Annotated in this window: 19 protein-coding genes; 11 read left to right on the top strand and 8 right to left on the bottom strand. The window is 57.8% G+C overall.

From position 1 onward, the window contains the following. The first annotated feature begins 1 nt into the window (after position 1). From FHN83_RS18865 to FHN83_RS18855, 3 genes are all read left to right on the top strand, one after another. Positions 2-2,434, top strand: coding sequence for a formate C-acetyltransferase/glycerol dehydratase family glycyl radical enzyme (locus FHN83_RS18865; RefSeq protein ID WP_139564609.1), 2,433 nt, complete (start codon positions 2-4; stop codon positions 2,432-2,434). Between the two features lie 241 nt (positions 2,435-2,675). Continuing rightward, the gene (locus FHN83_RS18860) at positions 2,676-3,491 is read left to right on the top strand and encodes a Cof-type HAD-IIB family hydrolase (RefSeq protein WP_139564608.1); all 816 of its coding nucleotides are present in this window, start codon (positions 2,676-2,678) and stop codon (positions 3,489-3,491) included. A gap of 151 nt (positions 3,492-3,642) precedes the next feature. After that, on the top strand, positions 3,643-4,905 hold the full coding sequence (locus tag FHN83_RS18855) for a DUF1479 domain-containing protein (protein ID WP_139564607.1): 1,263 nt from the start codon (positions 3,643-3,645) through the stop codon (positions 4,903-4,905). Here the strand turns inward: FHN83_RS18855 and FHN83_RS18850 are convergent. Next, the gene (locus tag FHN83_RS18850; RefSeq protein WP_139564606.1) at positions 4,902-5,975 is read right to left on the bottom strand and encodes a LacI family DNA-binding transcriptional regulator; all 1,074 of its coding nucleotides are present in this window, start codon (positions 5,973-5,975) and stop codon (positions 4,902-4,904) included. The two genes, FHN83_RS18855 and FHN83_RS18850, sit on opposite strands and share 4 nt — an antisense overlap. 288 nt (positions 5,976-6,263) lie before the next feature. On the opposite strand from FHN83_RS18850, the gene FHN83_RS18845 reads away from it, so the two are divergent. Beyond that, positions 6,264-7,565, top strand: a complete 1,302-nt coding sequence (locus FHN83_RS18845; RefSeq protein ID WP_138369526.1) for an MFS transporter — start codon at positions 6,264-6,266, stop codon at positions 7,563-7,565. 17 nt (positions 7,566-7,582) lie between these two features. After that, positions 7,583-9,946, top strand: a complete 2,364-nt coding sequence (locus FHN83_RS18840) for a TIM-barrel domain-containing protein (protein WP_139564605.1) — start codon at positions 7,583-7,585, stop codon at positions 9,944-9,946. 102 nt (positions 9,947-10,048) lie between these two features. Here the strand turns inward: FHN83_RS18840 and FHN83_RS18835 are convergent, their stop codons facing one another. Beyond that, positions 10,049-11,644 (bottom strand): ABC-F family ATPase, encoded by a 1,596-nt coding sequence (locus FHN83_RS18835; protein WP_039032698.1) that lies wholly within the window; start codon positions 11,642-11,644, stop codon positions 10,049-10,051. Positions 11,645-11,862: 218 nt separating this feature from the next. Here FHN83_RS18835 and ldtB point away from each other — a divergent pair, with 218 nt between their 5' ends. Then, complete coding sequence (ldtB, locus tag FHN83_RS18830) at positions 11,863-12,783, top strand: L,D-transpeptidase (RefSeq protein WP_039032699.1); 921 nt, start codon at positions 11,863-11,865, stop codon at positions 12,781-12,783. A 114-nt stretch (positions 12,784-12,897) separates the two neighbouring features. Here ldtB and FHN83_RS18825 read toward each other — a convergent pair whose 3' ends face one another. The 5 genes from FHN83_RS18825 to mntR form a co-directional block, all read right to left on the bottom strand. Further along, positions 12,898-14,421: an efflux transporter outer membrane subunit gene (locus tag FHN83_RS18825; RefSeq protein WP_176556543.1), complete on the bottom strand. Its 1,524-nt coding sequence runs from the start codon at positions 14,419-14,421 to the stop codon at positions 12,898-12,900. Further along, a complete protein-coding gene (locus FHN83_RS18820) occupies positions 14,418-15,989 on the bottom strand; it encodes a DHA2 family efflux MFS transporter permease subunit (protein ID WP_139564603.1) in 1,572 nt (523 codons plus the stop codon). Before FHN83_RS18820 ends, FHN83_RS18825 begins: the two co-directional genes overlap by 4 nt. Next, a complete protein-coding gene (locus tag FHN83_RS18815; RefSeq protein ID WP_139564602.1) occupies positions 15,986-17,077 on the bottom strand; it encodes an HlyD family secretion protein in 1,092 nt (363 codons plus the stop codon). The genes FHN83_RS18820 and FHN83_RS18815 overlap by 4 nt, the downstream gene beginning before the upstream one ends. Positions 17,078-17,180: 103 nt before the next feature. Beyond that, a complete protein-coding gene (locus tag FHN83_RS18810) occupies positions 17,181-18,290 on the bottom strand; it encodes an anion transporter (RefSeq protein WP_039032703.1) in 1,110 nt (369 codons plus the stop codon). After that, positions 18,287-18,760 (bottom strand): manganese-binding transcriptional regulator MntR, encoded by a 474-nt coding sequence (gene mntR / locus FHN83_RS18805; protein WP_039032704.1) that lies wholly within the window; start codon positions 18,758-18,760, stop codon positions 18,287-18,289. The genes FHN83_RS18810 and mntR overlap by 4 nt, the downstream gene beginning before the upstream one ends. Positions 18,761-18,944: 184 nt before the next feature. On the opposite strand from mntR, the gene mntS reads away from it, so the two are divergent. Both mntS and FHN83_RS18795 read left to right on the top strand, forming a co-directional pair. Further along, positions 18,945-19,070, top strand: a complete 126-nt coding sequence (mntS, locus tag FHN83_RS18800; protein WP_039032705.1) for a manganase accumulation protein MntS — start codon at positions 18,945-18,947, stop codon at positions 19,068-19,070. Between the two features lie 278 nt (positions 19,071-19,348). Then, the gene (locus FHN83_RS18795; protein WP_139564601.1) at positions 19,349-20,932 is read left to right on the top strand and encodes a phosphoethanolamine transferase; all 1,584 of its coding nucleotides are present in this window, start codon (positions 19,349-19,351) and stop codon (positions 20,930-20,932) included. A gap of 476 nt (positions 20,933-21,408) precedes the next feature. On the opposite strand, the gene ompX is transcribed toward FHN83_RS18795, so the two are convergent. Further along, the gene (gene ompX, locus FHN83_RS18785; RefSeq protein WP_039029412.1) at positions 21,409-21,927 is read right to left on the bottom strand and encodes an outer membrane protein OmpX; all 519 of its coding nucleotides are present in this window, start codon (positions 21,925-21,927) and stop codon (positions 21,409-21,411) included. A gap of 356 nt (positions 21,928-22,283) precedes the next feature. On the opposite strand from ompX, the gene rhtA reads away from it, so the two are divergent. The 3 genes from rhtA (at position 22,284) to glnH (ending at position 25,061) form a co-directional block, all read left to right on the top strand. Further along, on the top strand, positions 22,284-23,171 hold the full coding sequence (gene rhtA, locus FHN83_RS18780; RefSeq protein ID WP_138369532.1) for a threonine/homoserine exporter RhtA: 888 nt from the start codon (positions 22,284-22,286) through the stop codon (positions 23,169-23,171). A gap of 278 nt (positions 23,172-23,449) precedes the next feature. Beyond that, on the top strand, positions 23,450-23,953 hold the full coding sequence (gene dps / locus FHN83_RS18775; RefSeq protein WP_039029410.1) for a DNA starvation/stationary phase protection protein Dps: 504 nt from the start codon (positions 23,450-23,452) through the stop codon (positions 23,951-23,953). A 361-nt stretch (positions 23,954-24,314) separates the two neighbouring features. Next, the gene (gene glnH / locus FHN83_RS18770) at positions 24,315-25,061 is read left to right on the top strand and encodes a glutamine ABC transporter substrate-binding protein GlnH (RefSeq protein WP_039029409.1); all 747 of its coding nucleotides are present in this window, start codon (positions 24,315-24,317) and stop codon (positions 25,059-25,061) included. Positions 25,062-25,067: the final 6 nt, after the last annotated feature.

Raw genomic sequence — 25,067 nt, 5'->3', positions numbered from 1 at the left:
TATGACACAGCTGAATCTTACTACCCTGAGCGATCGCATTAAGGCGCATAAAACTGCCCTGGTCCATATTGTTAAGCCTCCGGTCTGTACCGAACGCGCCCAGCACTACACCGAGATGTACCAGCAGCACATGGACAAGCCGATCCCGGTTCGCCGCGCGCTGGCGCTGGCCCATCACCTGGCGCAGCGCACTATCTGGATCAAACATGACGAGCTGATTATCGGCAACCAGGCAAGCGAAGTGCGCGCCGCGCCGATCTTCCCGGAATACACCGTCTCGTGGATTGAAAAAGAGATCGACGATCTGGCCGACCGTCCGGGTGCGGGCTTTGCAGTCAGCGAAGAGAACAAACGCGTTCTGCATGAGATCTGCCCGTGGTGGCGCGGCCAGACGGTGCAGGATCGCTGCTACGGCATGTTCACCGACGAGCAGAAAGGCCTGCTGGAAACCGGGATTATCAAAGCCGAAGGCAACATGACCTCCGGCGACGCGCACCTGGCGGTAAACTTCCCGTTAGTGCTGGAAAAAGGGCTCGACGGCCTGCGCCACAAGGTGGACGAGCGCCGCTCGCGCATCAACCTTACCTGCCTGGAAGACCTGCACGGCGACCAGTTCCTGAAAGCGATCGATATCGTGCTGGAAGCGGTGAGCCTGCATATCGAGCGCTTTGCCGACCTGGCGCGTGAGATGGCCGCCACCGAAACCCGCGTTAGCCGCCGCGACGAGCTGCTGGCGATGGCGGAAAACTGCGATGTCATAGCCCACGAACCGCCAAAAACCTTCTGGCAGGCATTACAGCTGTGCTACTTCATCCAGCTGATCCTGCAGATTGAGTCCAACGGCCACTCCGTCTCCTTCGCCCGCATGGACCAGTATCTCTATCCGTACTACCGCCGCGACGTGGAGCTGAACCAGTCTCTGGATCGCGAGCACGCCATCGAGCTGCTGCACAGCTGCTGGCTGAAGCTGCTGGAAGTAAACAAGATCCGCTCCGGCTCGCACTCCAAAGCCTCGGCGGGCAGCCCGCTGTATCAGAACGTCACCATCGGCGGGCAGATCCTGGTGAACGACGTGGCAATGGACGCGGTGAACCCGCTCTCCTACGCAATCCTCGAATCCTGCGGCCGTCTGCGCTCCACCCAGCCGAACCTGAGCGTGCGCTATCACGCGGGCATGAGCAACGACTTCCTCGACGCCTGCGTGCAGGTGATCCGCTGCGGCTTCGGGATGCCGGCCTTCAACAACGATGAGATCGTTATCCCTGAGTTCATCAAGCTCGGCATCGAAAAAGCCGACGCCTACGACTACGCCGCCATCGGCTGTATCGAAACCGCGGTCGGCGGCAAGTGGGGCTACCGCTGCACCGGGATGAGCTTTATCAACTTCGCCCGCGTGATGCTGGCAGCGATGGAAGGCGGTCGCGACGCCACCAGCGGCAAAGTATTCCTGCCGCAGGTTAAAGCGCTCTCTGCCGGTAACTTCAACAACTTCGACGAAGTGATGGCCGCCTGGGATCGCCAGATTAAGTATTACACCCGCAAATCCATCGAGATTGAGTACGTGGTGGACACCATGCTGGAAGAGAACGTCCACGACATTCTCTGCTCGGCGCTGGTGGATGACTGCATCGAGCGCGCGAAGAGCATCAAGCAGGGCGGCGCGAAGTACGACTGGGTCTCCGGCCTGCAGGTGGGGATCGCCAACCTCGGCAACAGCCTGGCGGCAGTGAAGAAACTGGTCTTTGAACAGGGTGCGATTGGTCAGCAGCAGCTGGCGGCGGCCCTGGCGGATGACTACGAGGGGCTGACCCACGAACAGCTGCGCCAGCGTCTGATTAACGGCGCACCAAAGTACGGTAACGACGATGACAGCGTGGATCTGCTGCTGGCCCGGGCGTATCAGACCTACATCGAAGAGCTGAAGCAGTACCACAACCCACGCTATGGCCGTGGCCCGATTGGCGGCAACTACTACGCCGGGACTTCGTCCATCTCCGCCAACGTGCCGTTTGGTGCGGCCACCATGGCAACGCCGGACGGGCGTAAAGCGCATACCCCGCTGGCCGAAGGGGCAAGCCCGTCCTCCGGTACTGACCATCTGGGGCCAACGGCGGTGATCGGCTCTGTCGGAAAACTGCCGACCGAAGCGATCCTCGGTGGCGTGCTGCTGAACCAGAAGCTCAACCCGGCGACGCTGGATAACGACAGCGACCGTCAGAAGCTGATGGTGCTGCTGCGTACCTTCTTTGAGGTGCATAAAGGCTGGCACATCCAGTACAACATCGTCTCCCGCGAAACGCTGCTGGAAGCGAAGAAACACCCGGACCAGTATCGCGATCTGGTAGTGCGCGTGGCGGGTTACTCGGCGTTCTTCACCGCCCTGTCACCGGATGCGCAGGACGATATTATTGCGCGTACTGAGCATACGTTGTAATGAGATCCCCTCTCCCTTGAGGGTGAGGGTTAGGGTGAGGGGGAATAGCGCGCGCTGTTGCCCTCACCCCGGCCCTCTCCCAAGGGGAGAGGGTGCAAACATCAAAAACGGCAACCCAGGTTGCCGTTTTGCATTTACCTCCGCCACCCGGCTTTCTGACTTTCATTCGAAAATTAAATTTGTGCTCCACGTCACCTTGTTATTAGAATGTTTCGAACGCAGTGATTCAGGAGCTCAATGTATGACCGTTAAAGTTATCGTCACCGATATGGACGGAACTTTTCTTGATGACGCCAAGCAGTACGATCGTGACCGCTTTCAGGCGCAGTTCCAGCAACTTCAGGCCCGTAATATTGAGTTCGTTGTCGCCAGCGGCAACCAGTATTACCAGCTCATCTCCTTCTTCCCGGAACTGAAATCGCAGATCTCTTTCGTGGCGGAAAACGGCGCGCTGGTGTTCGATCACGGCGAGCAGATTTTCCACGGTGAACTGACAAAGCACGAGTCGCAGATTGTCATCGGCGAGCTGCTGAAGGATACCTCCCTGAACTTCGTTGCCTGCGGGCTGGAAAGTGCTTACGTCAGCGATAAGGCACCAGAGGACTTCATCGCGCTGATGTCAAAACACTATCACCGCCTGCAGCGCATCAGCGACTATCGCGACATCGACGACGTGCTGTTCAAGTTCTCCCTGAACCTGCCGGACAGCGATATTCCAAACCTGATCGACGCTCTGCACGTCTCCCTCGACGGCATTATGAAGCCGGTGACCAGCGGCTTTGGCTTTGTCGATCTGATTATCCCCGGCCTGCATAAAGCCAGCGGCCTGAGCCGCCTGCTGAAGCGCTGGCACATCTCCCCGCAGGAGTGCGTGGCGATTGGCGACAGCGGTAACGACGCCGAAATGCTGAAGTTTGTGAACTACTCCTTCGCCATGGGTAACGCGGGCGAAAGCATCAAAGCCATCACCCGCTATCAGGCCGATGACAACAACCATCAGGGCGTGCTGAACGTGATTCAGGCCGTCCTCGACAATACCCCGCCCTTCAGCAACTAATTTCCCCGCCGGAGTCATCTCCGGCGCTCTCCCCTTCTTTCTCTCCGTGTTGTGCACTTCATCAAGTTATTTAACTTGCTTTAACTTATTTTTAACCTAAAGTATCACTTGTAATCACTTTTACTTTCGAATGAAAGATAGCGAGGCTGTTATGACCTTAACCTTTACCAGTGAAACCTTGCCTTCCGACCACAAAGCGGCCATCCGCCAGATGAAACGTGAGCTGCGGGCGCAGATTGGCGACGTGCAGGGCGTATTCGATCGCCTGAGCGCCAGGATCGCCAGCCGCGTGGCGGAAATTAACACCCTGAAGCGCAATGGCGATCCTGTATGGCCGGTGATCCCCTTTGCGGACGTGCAGAGCGGTAACATCAGCCCGGAACAGCGCGAGGCGGTCAAACGCCGGGGCTGTGCGGTGATCAAAGGTCATTTCCCGCGCGAGAAGGCGCTGGCGTGGGATAACGCGATGCTCGACTATCTGGATCTCAACCGTTTTGATGACGTCTACAAAGGCCCGGGGGATAACTTCTTTGGCTCCCTCACCGCCTCCCGTCCGGAGATCTACCCGATCTACTGCTCACACGCCCAGATGGAAGCCCGTCAGAGCGAAGAGATGGCCCAGGTGCAGTCGTTCCTGAACCGTTTATGGACTTTCGAGAGCAACGGCAAGCAGTGGTTCAACCCGGACGTGAGCGTGATCTACCCGGATCGCATTCGCCGCCGTCCGCCGGGAACTACCTCTAAAGGCCTCGGGGCGCACACCGACTCCGGCGCGCTGGAGCGCTGGCTGCTCCCGGCCTATCAGCAGGTCTTCGCCCGCGTCTTCGACGGCAATATCGACAGGTACGATCCCTGGGATGCTGCCCATCGCACCGAAGTGGAAGAGTACACCGTGGACAACACTACCAAATGCTCGGTGTTCCGCACCTTCCAGGGCTGGACGGCGCTCTCCGACATGATCCCAAATCAGGGGCTGCTGCACGTGGTGCCGATCCCGGAAGCGATGGCTTACATTCTGCTGCGTCCGCTGCTGGACGATGTGCCGGAAGATGAACTCTGCGGCGTGGCCCCGGGGCGCGTGCTGCCGATTTCCGAGAAGTGGCATCCGCTGTTAATTGAAGCCCTGACCAGCATTCCGGCGCTGGAAGCGGGTGATTCCGTGTGGTGGCACTGCGATGTGATCCACTCGGTGGCCCCGGTTGAAGACCAGCAGGGCTGGGGCAACGTGATGTACATTCCGGCGGCGCCGATGTGCGAGAAAAACCTCGCCTACGCGAAGAAGGTGAAAGCGGCGCTGGAAACCGGCGCCTCGCCGGGCGATTTCCCGCGCGAGGATTATGAGTCTGACTGGCAGTCGCGCTTCACTGTTGATGATCTGAACATTCACGGCAAGCGCGCGCTGGGTATGGCTTAACTGTCGTATAACCCTTCCCGTTCGACGGCGGTGCGTCTTTTCCCCTGACGTATCCGCCGTACCGACTCCCGCACGGTCAGCGTGCCGTTCAGCAGCAGCGTCCCCACCGGCGCGTCCGGGCGCATCAGCCGTTGCTGGAGCATATGCACCGCTTCGGTTCCCAGTTCATCGCGGGGAACATGCACCGCCGTTAACGGCACATCCTGAATCGCCGCCAGATTAAAGCCGTCAATGCTCATCACCGACACATCCTGAGGGACGCGCAATCCCTGCTTTTGTAAGGCGTTGATGGTCCCCGCCGCCATAAAATCCCCGCCGACTAAAAATGCCGTGGGCAGGTCTTTTCCCTGGCGTTCACTGAGCCAGTGGCTGACCAGCTGTTCGGTTTCGCGGGCGCTGAAGCTCGGGGCCACCAGCAGATCGCGTTTGTCGTTAAACTTCAGGTTGTGCGACTGCCAGGCGTCACGGATCCCCGCCAGACGCAGCTCCATGGTATAGCGGCGCAGGCACAGCACGTTCATCACTTCGCGGTGCCCCATCTCAAAGAGGTATTCCGCCGCGCGTTCGCCGATGGCGCGGTGATCGGGCGTGACCGCAGGGAGGCGCATATGCCGGTCGCGGCAGTTAATCAGCATGCAGGGTTTACCCAGATCGATGGCCAGATCGTGGATATGCGGATCGTCGATACCCAGCAGGATAGCGGCCTGGGTGTCCGGCTCGTTCATGCGCGCAAGAAACAGCTGCGCGTCGCTGTCATTCTCTTCGAGGGCGCAGTAGCGAAGACGCACGTCATGCGAGGCAAGGCCCTTACTCACGCTCTGGATCACCCGGTAATAAAAGATGTCGGACCGCTCGTCAAAAGCGCGCTGGGGCGCAAAGACCACGAGGCTGTTGAGCAGCAGACGCCCCGCCGCCATCCCGTCCAGCACGCCCAGCTCCCGCGCGGCGTCCAGCACCCGGGTACGCGCCTTTTCACTGGTGTTCGCCTTCCCCGCCAGCACCCGGGAAACGGTGCTGACAGAGAGTTCGGTCCGGCGGGCAATTTCAGCGATTCTTAGCCTTTTATCCATTTTGTGATCTGGCTCCATTTGCGAAATGAAAAAATTTTCATAGCGTAGTTAACAGATGGTTACTGGGATTAGAGCCAGAATGCCAAATAATGAACGCCGATTATGAGAAAAGTTGCACAAAATGCGCTTTTGCCCGCCTGATTTCTCTCTTAAGGTGAACCTGTCACACAACTTCCATACTAGTTATATACCAAACTAAGCATTAAAACTGATAACAATCAAAGAGATAAAAAATCTGTGTGACACCTGAACCTCCGTCCCCCTACCGTCCGTCTTGTGGAGAGTAAAATGAGTCAGGGCATCAATAACACCGTTGCGACCAGCAAAACCCGTCGCGTCATTAAAAACCTGCGCTGGTACGTGCTGGTGCTGTTCTTAATGGGCGTGACCGTTAACTACATCACCCGAAATTCGTTGGGTATTCTCGCGCCTGAACTCAAAGAGAGTCTCGGGATCACCACCGAGCAATACTCCTGGATCGTTGGCGCGTTCCAGATTGCCTACACCATTTTCCAGCCTCTGTGCGGCTGGCTGATTGACGTCATCGGCCTGAAGATTGGCTTTATGGTCTGTGCCGGGATCTGGGCGCTGATGTGTATCTTCCATGCGGGCGCCGGAAGCTGGCTGCATCTGGCGATCCTGCGCTTCTTTATGGGTGCCTCTGAAGCGGCCGCCACTCCGGCGAACGCCAAAACCATCGGCGAGTGGTTCCCGAAATCGGAACGTCCCGTGGCCGCCGGTTGGGCGGGCGTGGGCTTCTCCATCGGCGCGATGCTGGCTCCGCCTATCATCTACTTTGCCCACGCCTCCTTTGGCTGGCAGGGCGCGTTTATGTTTACCGGCGTGCTGGCGCTGCTGTGGGTGATCCTCTGGTGGGCGTTCTACCACAACCCGGAGCAGCACCCGAACCTGAGCAAGGATGAGCTGGCCTTTATCAAGCAGGATAACGAGCCGCCTGCGGTCAAACTGCCCTTCCTCACCGCGCTGAAAACCGTGTCGAAAAACAAGCGCTTTTACGGTATCGCCATTCCGGCCTTTATGGCGGAACCGGCCTGGGCGGTGCTGAGCTTCTGGGTGCCGCTGTATCTCGCCAAAGAGCACGGCATGGATCTGAAGCAGATCGCGATGTTTGCCTGGCTGCCGTTCCTGGCCGCCGATCTCGGCAGCGTGGCGAGCGGCTACCTGACCCGTCTCTATACCCGCCTGTTCGGCTGCTCCCGCGTTAACTCGGTGGTGGCAAGCTCGGTGACCGGCGCGTTTCTGATGATCTCCTTAGGCATCGTGGCTATTACCCGCGACCCCTATATCACCATCGTGCTGATCTCCATCGGCGGTTTCGGGCATCAGATCATCTCCTGCATGTTGAGCGCCCTGGTGGTGGAGTCATTTGATAAGGGACAGATGGCAACCGTCAACGGCATGCGCGGCTCGGCGGCGTGGATCGCCAGCTTCCTGTTCTCCCTTTTGATTGGTGTTACCGCCGACAAAATCGGCTTTAACCCGCTCTTTATTGCCATGGGTTTCTTCGACCTGATTGGCGCTCTCTTCCTGGTGGCATTTATTGCTGAACGTCGCGCCAAGCGCGCCTGATAGTGGATGTATTGCATATGAAAACCCTGAAAAACTGGACCGTCGAGAAACAGTCTGCGAACCATCTGGAACTGCTGGTCGATGAGCAGCACCGCCTGTGCCTGTATGTGCTGGAACAGAACCTGTTCCGGGTGCTGATTAAACGCAAAGGCGAACTGGCGCTGGACCGCACCTGGAGCATCGCTCCGGAGCAGGACGTGCCGTGGGAAGGCCGCCGCCGCGACGACCTGAGCGGGTTCACCTGCCCTGCCTGGACGCTGACGCAGCAGGACGATGTGCTGACCGTTGCCACCGAACAGCTGCGCGTCACCGTCCACCAGCCGCTGTGGCTGGAGTGGCACTATCGCAACGAGGCCGGGGAGTGGCAGCCGCTGGTAAATGACCGTCCGACCAGCGCCTATCTGGTGAACGCCCACGGCGACGGCGCGGCGCACTACCTGAGCCGCCGCAAGGATGAACGTTTTTACGGCCTGGGTGAAAAAGCGGGCGATCTGCAGCGCAACGGCAAGCGCTATGAGATGCGTAACCTGGACGCGATGGGCTATAACGCGGTCAGCACCGACCCGCTGTATAAGCACATTCCGTTCACCATCACCCGCCGGGACGACGTGAGCTATGGCCTGTTTTACGACAATCTGAGCAGCTGCTGGCTGGATCTGGGCAACGAGATCGACAACTACCACACCGCCTATCGCCGCTGGCAGGCGGAAGCGGGCGATATCGATTACTACATCTTTACCGGCAAACGGGTGCTGGACGTCACCAAAGCCTTCGTGCGCCTCACCGGGAAAACGCTGTTCGGACCGAAATGGAGCCTGGGCTACAGCGGGTCGACCATGCACTACACCGACGCCCCGGACGCGCAAAACCAGCTGATGAACTTTATCCGCCTGTGCGAAGAGCACGCCATTCCCTGCGACTCCTTCCAGCTCTCTTCCGGCTATACCTCCATCAACGGCAAGCGCTACGTCTTCAACTGGAACTACGACAAGGTGCCGCAGCCGAAGGTGATGAGCCAGGCGTTCCACGATGCCGGGCTGAAGCTTGCAGCGAACATCAAGCCGTGCCTGCTGCAGGACCATCCGCGCTATAACGAAGTGGCGGAGAGCGGTCTGTTCATCCGCGATTCAGAAACCGACGCGCCAGAACGTTCAAGCTTCTGGGATGACGAAGGGTCGCACCTCGACTTTACCAACCCGCAGACCGTGCAGTGGTGGCAGCAAGGGGTGACCACCCAGCTGCTGGAGATGGGCATCGACTCCACCTGGAACGACAACAATGAGTTCGAGGTGTGGGACGGGGAAGCGCGCTGCTTTGGCTTCGGCAAGGAGATCGCCATCAAGCATATTCGCCCGGTGATGCCGCTGCTGATGATGCGCGCCTCGATGGAGGCCCAGCAGCGCTTCGCGCCGGAAAAACGCCCGTACCTGATCTCCCGCTCCGGCTGCGCCGGGATGCAGCGTTACGTCCAGACCTGGAGCGGCGATAACCGCACCAACTGGGACACCCTGCGCTACAACACCCGCATGGGTGTGGGGATGAGCTTATCGGGGCTGTTTAACGTCGGTCATGACGTGGGCGGGTTCTCCGGCGATAAGCCGGACGCGGAGCTGTTTGTCCGCTGGGTGCAAAACGGCGTGATGCATCCGCGCTTTACCATTCACTCGTGGAATGATGATGCCACCGTGAACGAGCCGTGGATGTATCCGGGCGTCACGCCGGCCATTCGCGGTGCCATTGAGCTGCGCTATCGCCTGCTGCCGTATCTTTACACCCTGCTGTGGCAGGCGCATGCCGATGACGAGCCGATGCTTCGCCCGACGTTCCTCGATCACGAGCACGATGCGCAGACCTTTGAGGAGTGCGACGATTTCCTGCTGGGCCGCGACCTGCTGGTGGCAAGCGTCGTCGAAGCCGGACAGCGCGAGCGCCGGGTCTGGCTGCCGGATAATGAAACCGGCTGGTACGATTTTTACTCCCAGGAGTGGTTCTCCGGCGGGCAGTGGATCGTCCGCGACGCGCCGCTGGAAAAACTGCCGCTGCTGGTTCGCGCCGGTGCCGGTCTGCCGCTCAGCGAGCGCATTACCCATGTGAGCGCTGAGAAAGACGATACCCGCAAACTGAAACTGTTCCCGCTTAAAGGCGTGGGCACGACATCCGGCCTGCTGTTTGAAGACGACGGTGAAAGCTGGGGCTACCAGAACGGCAACGCGCTGTGGGTGGAGTGGGAGATGGTCTGCGATGGGGCAACCATAAACCTGAACGTCGGTGCGCGCGGAGACTATCGTCCGGCGTGGAAAGCGCTGAAGGTGTCGTTACCGAAAGGGGAAAACCGTAAGCTGCTGGTGAATGGGGTTGAAGGGGGTGAGTGGGTGGTTTAACAGCCCCTCACCCCGGCCCTCTCCCCATAGGGGAGAGGGTGAAAACCGCACCGAACAGTCCCCTCTCCCCTGTGGGGAGAGGGTTAGGGTGAGGGGTGTATCTTAGTTGTCGATGCCTTTGCTGCGCAGATAGTCTTCGTAATTACCGCTGAAGTCCACCACGCGCTCTGGCGTAATTTCAATCACGCGGGTCGCCAGCGAGCTGACGAACTCACGGTCGTGAGAGACGAAGATCAGGGTGCCCTGATACATCTCCAGCGCCATGTTCAGCGATTCGATCGATTCCATATCCAGGTGGTTGGTCGGTTCGTCCATCACCAGAATGTTCGGTTTCTGCATCATCAGCTTACCGAACAGCATACGGCCCTTCTCACCACCGGAGAGCACCTTCGCTGGCTTTTTGATGTCGTCCTGGCTGAACAGCAGACGGCCCAGGAAGCTGCGCACCACCTGCTCGTCGTCGCCTTCGGATTTCCACTGGCTCATCCAGTCGAAAACGGTCAGGTCGTTGTCGAAATCTTCGGCATGATCCTGCGCGTAGTAACCAATCTGCGCATTCTCAGACCATTTCACGGTGCCGTTGTCAGGCTGAAGCTCACCCACCAGGGTTTTCAGCATGGTGGATTTACCCACGCCGTTGGCGCCGATGATCGCAATCTTCTCGCCCACTTCCAGCAGCAGGTTGAAGTTTTTAAACAGCGGGCCATCGTCAAAGCCTTTGGTGAGGGCTTCCACTTCCAGCGCGTTACGGAACAGTTTTTTATCCTGCTCGAAGCGGATGAACGGGTTCTGGCGGCTGGAGGCTTTAACCTCATCCAGCTTGATTTTGTCGATCTGACGGGCACGCGAGGTGGCCTGACGCGATTTAGAGGCGTTGGCGCTAAAGCGGCTGACGAAGGATTGCAGGTCCGCAATCTGCGCCTTTTTCTTGGCGTTGTCGGCCAGCAGACGCTCACGCGCCTGGGTCGCGGCGGTCATGTACTCGTCGTAGTTGCCCGCATAAACGCGCAGCTCGCCGTAGTCCAGATCGGCCATGTGGGTGCAGACCATGTTCAGGAAGTGACGGTCGTGCGAGATGATGATCATGGTGCTGTTACGCTCGTTCAGCGTCTGCTCCAGCCAGCGAATGGTGTCGATGTCCAGGTTGTTCGTTGGTTCGTCGAGCAGCAGGATGTCCGGGTTAGAGAACAGCGCCTGCGCCAGCAGAACACGCAGCTTCCAGCCTGGCGCGACTTCGCTCATCAGACCGTAATGCTGTTCAACCGGAATACCGACGCCGAGCAGCAGTTCACCGGCGCGGGATTCGGCAGAGTAGCCGTCCATTTCGCCGTACAGGGTTTCGAGATCGGCCACTTTATAGCCGTCTTCTTCGCTCATTTCGGCAAGTGAGTAGATGCGGTCGCGCTCCTGCTTCACTTCCCACAGCTCAACGTGTCCCATGATCACCGTGTCAAGAACGGTGAACGCTTCGAAGGCGAACTGATCCTGACGCAGCTTACCGATGCGCTCGTTCGGATCGAGAGAAACGTTACCCAGGGTCGGCTCTAAATCGCCGCCGAGGATCTTCATGAAGGTGGATTTTCCGCTACCGTTGGCACCAATCAGGCCGTAACGGTTGCCGCCGCCAAATTTGACGGAAATGTTTTCGAACAGCGGCTTACTGCCAAACTGCATAGTGACGTTGCTGGTAACTAACACGGGAGATTCCTGCGAGAAGTGTGATAAACCCGGCATTATGCCACAATTCCGAAATGAGATCCCGTGTAACAACATGCCGCTAAACTTTAACGAAACGGAAAAAAGTGTGATTTAGTACACATCCGAATTCCATGCGGGGGGGAATGCACATATAATGCGCTCCCTGAACCGTTCTGACTTTTAATAACCTGCCAAGTGGCACAGATACCTCGCACACCATGAATATGAAATTAACTTCGCTTTTTGCAGCGGCGTTTGCCGTAGTAGGGTTTTGCAAGACCGCTTCTGCTGTCACCTATCCACTGCCAACCGACGGTAGCCGTCTGGTGGGTCAGAACCAGGTTGTGACCATTGAAGAAGGCAACACCCAGCCGCTGGAATATTTCGCAGCAGAATATCAGCTCGGCCTCTCCAACATGATGGAAGCCAACCCGGGTGTTGACCCTTACCTGCCGAAAGGCGGTACCGTGCTGAACATTCCTCAGCAGCTGATCCTGCCGGATACCGTGCATGAAGGTATCGTTATCAACAGCGCCGAAATGCGTCTGTACTACTACCCTAAAGGCACCAACACCGTGATCGTGCTGCCTATCGGTATCGGCCAGCTGGGTAAAGATACTCCGATGAACTGGACCACCAAAGTTGAGCGTAAGAAAGCAGGCCCAACCTGGACTCCAACCGCGAAAATGCACGCGGAATATATCGCTGCGGGCGAGCCGCTGCCAGCCGTTGTTCCTGCTGGCCCGGATAACCCAATGGGTCTGTATGCGCTGTACATTGGCCGTCTGTATGCGATCCACGGTACCAACGCCAACTTCGGTATCGGTCTGCGCGTGAGCCACGGCTGCGTGCGTCTGCGTAACGACGACATCAAATTCCTGTTCGAAAACGTGCCGGTAGGGACTCGCGTGCAGTTCATTAACGAGCCGGTTAAAGCCACCACCGAGCCGGATGGTAGCCGTTACCTCGAAGTGCATAACCCGCTGTCTACCAGCGAAGACCAGATCAATAACAACGTGACGGTGCCAGTGACCCTGACCAGCAACGTGCAGGCCATCACCGGTCAGCCGGATGTGGATGCCACTATTGTGGATCAGGCGATTCAGAATCGTTCCGGGATGCCGGTTCGTTTGAACTGATTGCGGAATGTAAAATCAAAAAAGCGGGCTTCGAAGCCCGCTTTTTTATTGTCTGTTAGTGCTGCGTGCGGCAATGCCCGGCGGCGCTACGCTTGCCGGGCCTACGGGGCGAAATCATCCCCTCACCGCATCCCCAAACACCGCATAGTCCGGCAACTGCACCTCCTGATACGGCTCCCATCCGCCGCCGAGCGCTTTATACAGCGCCACCAGATCCAGCGCACTTTGCACCCGGGCCTGATCGCGCTGCTGCTGCGCCTGCGCCAGCTGGCGCTGGGCATCCAGCACGTCGATAAAGGTGGCGATCCCCTGCCGGTAGCTGCTGCTCGCCAGATCGAAGGCGTTTTGCAGCGCATCAATGGTTTTGCTTAATCCTGCTTCCCGCTTCTGGTCGGTGCGGTAGCTGACCAGCGCGTTTTCCACATCCCCCAGCGCGGTGAGCACCGTCTGGCGGTAATCCAGCACGGCGGCGCCCTGCTGGGCGCGGGCAACCTTCACGCTGGAGACCAGCCGACCGCCCTGGAAGATGGGGATGGAGACCTGCGGCCCGACGCTGTAGAAGTGGCTGCTCCAGTCGGTCAGCCAGCTGGCTTCGCTGTTACGCAGGCCAAACTGGCCGCTGAGCGAGACGCTGGGGAACAGCTGCGCCACCGAGACGCCGATCTGCGCGGTGGCGGCATGAAGCCGGGCTTCGGCTTCCCGCACGTCCGGACGGCGTCGCGCCAGGGTGGAAGGAATGCCGGTGGGAACAATCTCCGGCAGCGCGGGCAGCGGTTTGCTGGCCTGCAGCTCGCCGTCCAGCGCGCCCGGCGGTTTGCCGAGCAGGATCGCCAGACCGTTCATCGCCTGTCGCGCCTGGGCTTCATATTGCGGAAGCTGCGCCTCCAGGTTGCCGAGCTGGGCGCGGGCGTTCTCCACGTCCATCTGCGGCGACAGGCCGCCGCGCTGGCGGCTGTCGGTGAGCTCCAGCGTCTGCTGCGCGCTCTCGATCTGGGTGTTGAGGGTGGCGATAGAGCTCTGGGCCCCGCGCAGCTGGAGCCAGGCGCGGGCGACTTCCGCCTCCAGCGACACCAGGGCGTCGTTGCGCTGCTCGATGGCCGCCTGCTGCTGGGCGTTAGCGGCCTCAACCTGACGGCGCACCTTGCCCCACAGATCCAGCTCCCACTGGGCGTCAAAGCTGCCCTGATAAAGGTTAATCGGCTGGGTCAGCGGCCCCAGCGCGCCGCGCAGTTCAGGATCGACGTCGTCCAGTTGGTCGTAGACGCCGTGGGATTTCAGCTCACCCTCCAGCCCCAGCTGCTGCCGGGTGGCCTGCAGGTTGCCGTTCACCGCCGGGAAGAAAGCTCCGCCCGCCTGGTTGATCTGCTCCCTCGCGCCGGCGATGCGCAGCACGGTTTGCTGCAGCGACAGGTTACCGGCGATGGCGCGCTCAATCAGGCTGTCGAGCTGCGGATCGGCGAAGGTTTTCCACCAACGAGGGTTGGTCGCGCTTGATGCGGCTTGCGATTTCACGCCCCGGTCCCCCGGATCGTTCCAGTGGGTCGGGGTCTGGGGTACGGGCTGCTGATAATCAGGCCCCACGGCGCAGCCCGCCAGCATCAGCATTAACATCAGGGGACTTAAACGTCGAATCATCAGTGTGCTCCTGCACTCCCCTCGCTCTTAACCGGCGAGAGCAACAAACAAAACGGGATCAGTAAAAGGGCCACGACGCTCAGAATGGTGAAGACGTCCACGTAGGCCAGGAAACGCGACTGTTCGATCATCACCTGGTACATGCGCCCGGTAGCGATACCGGCGGGATCGCCCACCTGGGTGGTGAAGTTCTGCACCGCCTGCGCCATCTCGCGCAGCGTCTGCTGGAACGGCTCGTCGAACGCCGAGGTGTGCGTCGCCAGATGGGCGCTGTGGGCCTGCGAGCGCTCGGTGATGGCCGCCGTCGAGAGCGAAATACCCACCGACCCCGCCACGTTGCGGAACATGGTAAAGAGCGCCGCGGCGTCGGCGTTCAACTGTCGGGGGATCGAGATAAAGGCGATGGTGGTAAGGGGAACAAACAGGAACCCCAGCCCAATCGACTGGGCGCTGCGGAACAACACCAGCGTCTCGAAGTCGATGTCCGGCGTCAGCGTGCGCGACCAGAAGAATGACACCGCCAGGCAGGTAAAGCCGAAGGCGATGATCCAGCGCGTCTGCACGATTGGCATCAGCTTCAGCACCAGCGGAATGGTCAGAACGATGAGGATCGCGCCGGGCGAGAGCACCAGCCCCGACCAGGTGGCGGTATAGCCCAGATCCTGCTGCGCCAGCTGGGGGATCACCACCGAACTGCCGTAAAGGATCATCGCCATACCGGCCATCAGCAGGCTGGAGATGGCGAAGTTTTTATCCTTCATGCAGTGCAGATCCACCACCGGCTTTTTGGCGTACAGCAGCCAGTAGATGGCCCCGATAATGCCGATCAGCGTCAGCACGGCGAAGGTGCGGGTAAAGTTCGAGTTAAACCAGTCTTCGTCCTCACCCCGGTCGAGCATTACCTGCAGGCAGCCCAGCCCAAGCGCGATAAGCCCGATCCCCGTCCAGTCGATGGGGATCTTCTCTTTTGATTTGCTCTCCCAGGGCGGATCCTCCAGCAGCTGGTAGATGGCCAGCACCGTCACGATCCCCACCGGGATGTTAATAAAGAACACCCAGCGCCAGGAGTAGTTATCGGTGATCCAGCCCCCGAGCGTTGGCCCGAGCACCGGGGCAACGATGATGGCGATGGACGACAGGCCAAACGCCTTACCGCGATCTTCCGGCTTAAAGTAGTCGAGCAGCACCGACTGCTGGGTAGGCTGGAGCCCGCCGCCGAAGAAGCCCTGCATGATGCGGAAAAGAATGATCTGCCACAGCTCGGTGGCGATCCCGCACAGGAAGGAGCAGACGGTGAACATCACGATGCAGATCAGGAAGAACTGCTTGCGGCCAAAGACCCGGCTCAGAAACGCCGAGATGGGCAGCACGATGCCGTTGGCCACCAGATAGCTGGTGAGCACCCAGGTGGATTCGTCGTAGCTGGCCGAAAGCGACCCCGCCACGTGGGGCAAGGCCACGTTGACGATGGTGGTGTCGAGGATCTCCATAAACACCGCGAGGGTGACGACAATCGCCACCGCCCACGGGTTGCTGGCGGGCCGCCAGTTTTCGTGGCTGTGGTCGGTCATTCCACGGTGACCTTCGGTTCAACCGACAGACCGAGCGGCAGCGGCATGTTGGGATCCAGTCCTTTATCGATAACGATTTTCACCGGCACGCGCTGGACGATCTTCACGAAATTACCGGTGGCGTTCTCCGACGGGAAGGCGGCAAAGCGCGAGCCGCTCCCCTGCTGGATGGAGTCGATATGCCCTTCCAGCTCCAGATCCGGCCAGCCGTCAACGCTCAGCGTCACCTTGTTGCCAGGGCGCATCCGCTCCAGCTGGGACTCTTTAAAGTTGGCGACCACCCAGATATCGGTCGAAACCAGCGAGAAGAGCGCGGTGCCCGCCTGCACCAGGGTGCCGGTCTGGACGTTGCGTTTAGTGACGTAACCGTCAAAGGGGGCGCGGACCTCGGTGTATGAAAGGTTCAGCTCGGCGGTCTCCAGCTGGGCGCGCGCCTGCTCGACCTGGCGTTCCCGGGCTTCGACGTTGGTCTCCTGCTGGCGAATTTGCAGTTGCACCTGGGAGGCCACCTCTAGCTGGGCTTTGGCGCTGGCAAGCTGAGCCTGGGCGCTGCGCAGCTGGGCGTTGGCCGCGTCGATGCTCTGTTGCGTGGTGGCGCGGGGATCGACGCCGCGCTGGCGGCGGTATTCCGCCTGGGCATTAGCGAGATCGGCCTGGGCTTTGATCACCTGGGCGCTGGCTTCATCGCGCTGGGCGGGATATTGCACCTTCGAGAGCGCAAGCTGCGCCTGAGCCTGATGCAGCTGGGCCTCGGCGAGCCCAAGCTGGGCTTTGGCCTGATCGCGCTGGGCAGCCGTGTCCCGGGGATCGATGGTCACCAGCAGATCGCCTTTTTTCACCCGCTGGTTATCCCGTACCCGCAGTTCTGTGACATAGCCTGCGGTTTTCGGGGCAATTGTGACAGCGTCACCTTCGGTGAAGGCGTCGTCGGTGGTCTCCTGATTGCGGGTCATAAACCACCATACCAGCGCCACGATGACCATCACGATCACCACTATCCCCAGAATGATGAGCGGCTTTTTGCCGGGGCGTTTACGTTCAGTCTCTTTATTATCGGTGTTTTCAGAGGAGTGATTTTCTTCTGCCATAGAACAGCATCCGTCCTGTTAGTGAGCGGTATCACAATTTATACCGCTCACTAAAGTTAGGACGTTGCTATACATTTGCCAGGAAAAACTGACAAATATGGCACTATATGAGAAGGAATAATCCGAAACCGACAAGGGCGGCCCAGACCAGCATCGGCAGGGACCAGAGATGGAAGCGCCACCAGATCCGGCGATCGTTTGCCATCCGCAGGGCGATAAGGTTGGCGAGGGATCCCGGCAGCAGGCCAAAGCCGCCGACGTTTACCGCCCAGGCCAGCAGCGCCGTCGGCGGAACATAGTTAAGCAGCAGGATTGTGGAAGGCACGTTGCTGATAAACTGCGACAGCCCGATGGCGGTCAGCCACAGCCCCGGCTGCGACAGATGAGTGACGTTCTGCAGCACGCCGTGCAGGGCCGGAACCTGAATCAGCAGATGCACGTCGATAAACATCGCCATGAACACCAGCAGCAGCGTCCAGTCGACGCTAATAAGCACCCGACGCGCCAGCAGCAGGAAGCCCCCCGCCACAAGCAGCACGCCCCACAACTCCTGCTTCAGATCGAGCGCCACCAGAAACACCAGGTAGAGCGCCAGACAGCTCCACGCCAGCCGTGGTTTCGACTGCGCTAAGGCGCTGCCGCTGTGATAGCGCAGCGCCGTTGCCGGAAATGCAAACCAGCACAGCAGCGCCAGGGTCAGCATCATCACCAACGCCAGGGGCGCCATCTGCCAGGTGAAGGCGGCGAACGACAGTCCGGAGCGCCCCCACAGGAGGATGTTTTGCGGGTTACCAATCGGGGTCAGCAGCGACCCGGCATTCACCGCCAGGGCTTCAAAGATGATCAGCCGGTTAACCGGGATCTCGCACAGCTTGCGCAGCGTAAGGGTGAGCGGCACCACGATAAACAGCGCCACATCATTGGTCAGAAAGGTCGACAGCAGCGCAGCAGAGAAGACCATAAAGAGCGCCAGCCGCCGCTCGGTGGCGAAACGGCGCACCATCTTGCGCCCCAGCACGTCAAAAAAGCCGCTCTGCTCAACCCCTTTGGTCAGCATCATCAGCCCGGCGAGGGTAATAATGGTGTGCCAGTCGATGGCGGCAGGCCAGCGCTCAGGCGCGAAGGGCACCAGAAAACTGAGCCCAGCCCCAACAATCAGCAGTAAATGAAAGAAACGATCGCGGGCCAGCGCCCGCAGGCCAGGCAGGGTCATTCTACGGAGGATCCGTATTTCAGCGTAAAGGCCTGGAACTGCTGCAGCGTCTCTTCGCTGACGTGATGTTCCATCCCTTCGGCGTCCCGGCGGGCAATCTCAGGGCTGACGCCGAGCACCAGCAGGAAGTTTTCGACAATCTGGTGGCGCTCGCGGCTCGCCTGCGCCAGCTTTTCCCCTTCCGGGGTCAGAAACACGCCGCGCCAGGGGATCATTTCGATCAGGCCTACCGTTGCCAGGCGCTTGAGCATTTTTGCCACCGTTGGCTGGGAGACGCCAAGACGCGCGGCCATATCCACCTGACGGGCCTCCCCCACCTCGCGGATCAGATCTGAGATCAGCTCCACATAGTCATCAATCAGTTCGCGACGATGCGCCTCGCGAACCTGGCGAAACCCTTCGACATGCTCTTCTACATTGACCAGTTGCGTCATTTTTTTTGTTGTTGGTTTACCTGCACGGCGGTTCATTGTGCTTCCTCAATCCGATGACACATCAAGCGTATCAATGCATAAGCGGACATTGTAAACCATCGGTAGACAAGCACAAAAAATTAACGATATAGCCATAGCCATATAATATAGCCTGTGCTATATCTGTATGTAATGCAGTCACCCTTCACGGATCGAAGGGATCAACCCGCAGGAGGTCATCATGAACGAATTCAAGAGGTGTATGCGCGTGTTTAGCCACTCTCCCTTTAAAGTACGCTTAATGCTGCTGAATATGATTTGCGACATCATTAACGGCAAGCCAGAGCAGAACAAACCCACCCACTAAGCGGCGTCGCGGTACGCCGCTTCATTTTTCTGTCATTTATCGCCGCTATACTTTCCGGCGGAAGCTTATTCCCCGATTTTTTTACGGAATTGCAGCCCCCTTCGCAAAACATCCCCTTTATATCTGTTGACGTTATACCTCGCTGGCTCTATCTTCTTGCAGCCCTGCACTTTTTGCGGCTCGCAGATGCGGACCTCAATCCCCCTTCTACGCATTCTCAGGCAGGTTTTGACCCTTGGCGCCAGGGTGAGCACATGGCGTTTTCACGATAGTGACCTATGAATTTAACCCTGAAAGACACGCTCATTACCCGCAGCCGGGCCTTAAGCCCGTGGACGGGATTCTATTTTTTACAGTCGCTGCTGATTAACTTTGCCCTGGGCTACGAATTCAGCCTGCTGTATGCCGTCGCCTTCACCTGTGTCCTGCATCTGCTGTGGCTCGGCGCCCCGCGCCTGCAAAAAGGCGTGGTCGGGATCTGCTCCCTGGTGGCGGCAATGTATTTCCCCTTTGGTCAGGCCTACGGCGCGCCAAACTTTAATACTCTGCTGGCGATGCACTCCACCAACATGGAAGAGTCGACGGAGATCCTCACCATCTTCCCGTGGTACAGCTATATCGTCGCCCTGTTTATTTTTGCGCTGGGCGTGATTGCCGTGCGGCGTAAACCGCAGCCTAAAAACGCGTGGGGCAAGATCGACAGCCTGTGCCTGGTGTTCAGCGTGGTGGCCTTTTTTGTCGCCCCGGTGCAGAACCTGGCCTGGGGCGGGGTGTTCAAGCTGAAAGATACCGGCTATCCGGTGTTTCGCTTTGTCAAAGATGTGGTAGTGAACAACCAGGAAGTGGTTGAAGAGCAGACCCGGATGGCCGAGCTGTCGCAGATGAAGGACACCTGGAACGTGCTGGCGGTGAAGCCGAAGTATCACATCTATATGGTGGTGATCGGTGAAAGCGCCCGCCGCGACGCGCTGGGTGCCTTTGGCGGCCACTGGGATAACACCCCGTTTGCCAGCAAGGTTAACGGCACCCTGTTTACCGACTACATCGCCGCCAGCGGTTCCACGCAGAAGTCGCTCGGGCTGACCCTTAACCGGGTGGTGGACAATAAGCCGCAGTATCAGGATAACTTCGTCACCCTGGCGAACCGCGCGGGCTTCCAGAGCTGGTGGTTCTCCAACCAGGGGCAGATTGGCGAGTACGATACGGCCATCGCCAGCATCGCCAAACGCGCGGACGAAGTGCATTTCCTGAAAAGCGGGGATTTTGAGGCGGATAAAAACACCCGGGATGAGGCGTTACTGAAGATGACCGAACAGGTCTTCAGCAGCCATCGTACCCAGCCGCAGCTGATCGTGCTGCATCTGATGGGTTCGCACCCGCAGGCCTGCGATCGAACCCAGGGGAAATATGCCGATTTCGTGCAGTCGAAAGAGACCTCGTGCTACCTCTACACCATGACGCAAACCGACGACCTGCTCAGCAAGCTTTATGCCCAGCTGCAAAATACCGGTGAGAGTTTCTCGATGGTCTATTTCTCCGATCACGGGCTGGCGTTCAAAGAGCGCGGAAAAGAGGTGCAGTATCTGGCGCACGACGACGCATTCCAGCAGAACTTCCAGGTGCCGTTTATGGTGCTGTCGAGTGATGATAAGGCCCATCGCATTATCAAAGCGCGCCGCTCGGCGAATGATTTCTTAAGCTTCTTCTCGCAGTGGACGGGGATCAGCGCCAAAGAGATCGACAACAAGTACCGCTTCCTGTCGAACGACAAGGCACCGCCGGTGTATGTGACCAACTTTAAGCTGCAGAAAGTGGATTACAACCATCTGGGGACGGATGTGTTTGAGACGAAGAGCCGATAAATTTTTGCTCTCAAAGCAATAACATAACCACAGAATAATAAACGACTTACAGCGACTCCCTGGTCCGGCTGAAAATCGCCGAAGCGTTGACCGCAGGCCGGGGCGAGGCGCAGGGACGCGCCGAGAGGGCGTGACCTACAGGGATGTAGGATCACGCCCGACCCGATAGCCGAAAGGAATAAGCTGAGGGAACCGCGAAGCGGCGATTTTCTTTGCCGGGAGCCGGGATTGCTAAGGGGGCGGCGGCGAGCCCACTTAGCACGTTCACAGGTGACGCGGCTGACAGAGGAGCGCAAAACATACAGTGAACGGAACCACCACCACAGTCGCATATTCCCCCTCACCCCAGCCCTCTCCCTGAATGGAGAGGGAGCACATCGTGCCACTTTTTTTGTGGGGATCCCTCAGCCCACAGGGAGAGGGATAAAAACAAAAAACCCGCCGAAGCGGGTTTTTTTACTGGCTCACCGAAGTGATTAGAAGCGGTAACCGACGCCCGCGATCCAGGTGCCAACGTCAACGTTACGGATGCGGCTCTGCTCATAGGAGACATCCAGTGCAACGTTTTCCATTGGGTTGAACTGCATACCTGCGCCATAGGAGAAGCCGTAGTCGCTGTTGGTTGCAGAGCGGTTGAAGCCCTGGTTTTCAGTCTGCTGGAATTTACCGTAGCCAACACCCACAACACCGTAGATGCTTGCCCAGTCGTTCAGACGTAAAGCTGGACCTGCAGTGATGCCGTAGTACTGAGCTTTATTGTAAGCACCGTTATCGTTACGATCTTTCTCAGTGTAGGTGAAGGAACCGATAACACCCAGTGGGTCGTTATCTTGCTCGTAGCGATATTTCAGGTTGAAACCGTTGGTTTTATTCATCACGCCCTGCATATCGCTCTGAGCGTAACCGCCAGTTACGGTAGAGGTCGCTGCGACTGCGGAACCTGCGGAAACAGCCAGAACAGCTGCCAGTGCTGAAAGACATGCAATTTTTTTCATAACCACCTCAAATGTGCTTCAAGTAAATCCGTAAGTTTTAAATATATCAAAAAAACTTGTGAAACTCTTTGTGATTCGTGATGTCTAACGCGGGTTTTCATGTAACTAAACATTTCCACCAGCAGCTATCTTATTCAAAAAACACCACATTTGTGTTTCATTTCACTAATAGTGCGCGCCAGTCACAATACATTCATCCAGACAATTCCTAATCTGTTACAGAAATCAGCCTGTCGTATGACCGCCATTTTACGGATTTACGACGACTTTTTTTCAACGAAGTCTCAACCGCACGGCGTTATTTCCTTTACACTCCCTCTCTTTACTTCCTTTGACAGAAATTGACAGGAGAAAGGATGCCTGGGTTGTCTCGCAGGGCGCCAGTCTGGTTGCCCGTAATCGTCATTCTCATCGCCATGCTCTCCATACAGAGCGGCGCTTCGCTGGCAAAATCGCTCTTCCCGGTGGTAGGCGCCCCTGGCGTGACGGCGCTGCGTATTGCGCTCGGCACCCTGATCCTGGTTGTGATTTTTAAACCCTGGCGGTTGCGCTTCAAAAAAGAGCAGCGCCTGCCCCTGCTGTTTTACGGGCTGTCGCTGGGGGCGATGAACTACCTCTTCTACCTGTCGATTCAAACGGTGCCGCTGGGGATCGCCGTGGCGCTGGAGTTTACCGGTCCGCTGGCAGTGGCCCTGTTCTCCTCCCGCCGTCCGGTGGACTTTATCTGGGTGGTGCTGGCGGTACTTGGCCTGTGGTTTCTGCTGCCGCTGGGCCAGGACGTCTCGCACGTTGATCTCACCGGCGCGGCGCTGGCGCTGGGGGCCGGTGCCTGCTGGGCTATCTATATTCTCACCGGACAGCGTGCCGGCGAGGAGCATGGCCCGGCCACCGTGGCGCTGGGTTCGCTCATTGCCGCCATCATCTTCGTTCCGCTGGGCATGGCCCAGGCCACCGAATCCATCTGGCAGTGGTCGATCCTGCCGGTGGGGCTGGCGGTAGCGGTGCTCTCCACCGCCCTCCCCTACTCGCTGGAGATGATTGCCCTGACGCGTCTGCCAACGCGCATTTTCGGCACGCTGATGAGCATGGAGCCTGCCCTGGCGGCGATGTCCGGGATGGTGTTCCTCGGCGAATCCCTGACCTTTACCCAGACGCTGGCGCTCTGCTCCATCATTGCCGCCTCGATGGGTTCGACCCTCACCCTGCGTCGGGAGAGTAAAGTCGAAGAGGTGGATATCCGCTAGCAGGTGTTATTTCGCCGGGAAACGGTTTCCGGCGAAATATTCTTATTCGCAATGGCCGTCATTATTCTGAAATATCGTCTTACTCCCCGCCAGCTCGTTAAAAAATAAGATTAATTTACGCATAAATATAACTATTTTCTATTTTTCAATGAGTTACATATCACAACCACGCTTTCACTATTAAACCGATAGGCAGCACCCGGTCGCGCTATCTATAGCCGGTGCTATACTTGATTTCGAAATAACTTTGGACGCCAACATCAAGAGGAAATGAGATTATGCCTACCGCTAAACTGGTAAAAACAAAAGCACCTAATCTGCTGTATACCCGTAACGATGTGTCAGACAGCGAGAAGAAAGCGACGATTGAGTTGCTGAATCGCCAGGTGATCCAGTTTATTGACCTGTCCCTGATTACTAAACAGGCCCACTGGAATATGCGCGGTGCCAACTTTATTGCTGTGCATGAGATGCTGGATGGCTTCCGCACCGCACTGACTACTCACCTGGACACCATGGCTGAGCGTGCCGTACAGCTGGGCGGCGTGGCGCTGGGTACCACCCAGGTTATTAACAGCAAAACCCCACTGAAAAGCTACCCGCTGGATATCCACAGCGTTCAGGATCACCTGAAAGAGCTGGCGGATCGTTATGCCGTGGTCGCGAACGACGTGCGTAAAGCCATTGGCGACGCTAAAGACGAAGATACTGCCGATATCCTGACCGCGGCCTCCCGCGACCTGGATCAGTTCCTGTGGTTCATCGAGTCTAACATCGAGTAATCCATAGCATTTTGCTATCAGACCCTCGCCTTCGGCGGGGGTTTTGCACTTTCATGGTGCAGACATTTCTCCTCCCCCACCGCAAAAGTAAAGTGTTTGTAATAATCACCTCACACAATCGTTAACGAAAGATTGTTTTCTCGTCAATATTTGCGCTAAATAGCATAACCGTTAGTGATGGCATTTCGATGCACCAAAACAGTGCTTCGTTATGGTGCAATTTGCTGCCTTTGCTACCTTTTTTGTGCAATGAAATCCGTACCGTCCTTGCAAAAACAACACCTTGTAAAGTTGGCACGATTTTTTCATAGAGCCGTTCGTTCTCGCAGGGGATCGCCCCGTGGATATAAAAGGAAATGCTATGAAGTCTGTATTAAAAGTTTCACTGGCTGCACTTACCCTGGCTTTTGCGGTCTCTTCGCAGGCTGCTGATAAGAAACTGATTGTTGCTACCGACACCGCCTTCGTACCGTTCGAATTTAAACAGGGCGACCAGTACGTTGGTTTTGACGTGGATCTGTGGGCGGCTATCGCCAAAGAGCTGAAACTGGATTACACCCTGAAGCCAATGGACTTCAGCGGTATCGTTCCGGCACTGCAAACCAAAAACGTTGACCTGGCGCTGGCCGGTATCACCATTACTGACGCACGTAAAAAAGCCATCGACTTCTCTGACGGCTACTACAAAAGCGGCCTGCTGGTGATGGTTAAAGCCGACAACAACGACGTGAAGAGCGCGAAAGATCTCGACGGCAAAGTGGTCGCGGTGAAGAGCGGTACCGGTTCTGTTGATTACGCGAAAGCAAACATCAAAACCAAAGACCTGCGCCAGTTCCCGAACATCGACAACGCTTATATGGAACTGGGCACCAACCGTGCTGACGCGGTTCTGCACGACACGCCAAACATCCTCTACTTCATCAAAACCGCAGGTAACGGCAAGTTCAAAGCGGTCGGTGAGTCTTTGGAAGCTCAGGAATACGGTATCGCCTTCCCGAAAGGCAGCGACGAGCTGCGTACTAAGGTTAACGGCGCGCTGAAAACCCTGAAAGAGAACGGCACTTACAACGAAATCTATAAAAAATGGTTCGGCACTGAACCTAAATAAAACAGC

The sequence above is a fragment of the Leclercia adecarboxylata genome, from assembly GCF_006171285.1.
Classification (GTDB): Bacteria; Pseudomonadota; Gammaproteobacteria; order Enterobacterales; family Enterobacteriaceae; genus Enterobacter; species Enterobacter barmai.
This window is presented reverse-complemented; position numbering and strand designations above follow the sequence as displayed.